The sequence below is a fragment of the Vibrio sp. 2033 genome (genome assembly GCF_033339735.1).
The window spans coordinates 1-576 of record NZ_JAWOVC010000619.1 but is presented as its reverse complement, the minus strand read 5'-3'; the positions used below and the strand labels follow the sequence as shown (position 1 = coordinate 576).

Here is a 576-nt window from a genome sequence, read left to right as displayed (position 1 = left end):
GGCCGAGATCTACGAGCATGAGATGTTCGGAAACTTCTTTTTCGTCGGACAGCATTTCCTCTGCGAGACGTTCATCGGTAATTTGATCCGAGCTCCGCGGCCGTGTCCCTGCAATTGGACGATAACAAAGCTTGCCGTTGCGTAAACGTACCAGCATCTCCGGAGAGGCTCCCACAACGGCTGAATTTTTATTTGTAATCAAAAACATATAGGGCGAAGGGTTGAGCGAGCGAATTGCACGATAAATGGATACCGGCGAAGCCGCGGTGCGTTTTGTAAAACATTGAGATAGCACCACTTGATACGCATCACCTGAAAATATGGCTTCTTTTATTTTGTTTACCGCTGCGAGAAAATCATCTCGCTCCCAGTTGGAAACAACCCGGTTCTCACTGACCGGCATTTTTGCGTTTCTGACAAGTTGAATCTGGCGAAGCTCAAGGATTTTTCGGGTCTCACGATTTTTGGCATGAGCTTCCTGTAGTGCATGGCGAAGAGCGGCCTCATCTTGTCCGATTTCATCGCGAAAAATAAGAGAAATAATCTTGATTTCCTGACGGATATGATCAAAAGCAA

The 576-nt window shown here is 46.7% G+C and carries 1 protein-coding gene; it reads right to left on the bottom strand.

All coding sequences use genetic code 11. From position 1 onward, the window contains the following. On the bottom strand, positions 1–576 hold a 576-nt coding region (locus R7P74_RS28125), incomplete at both ends, for a chorismate-binding protein (RefSeq protein ID WP_318123959.1).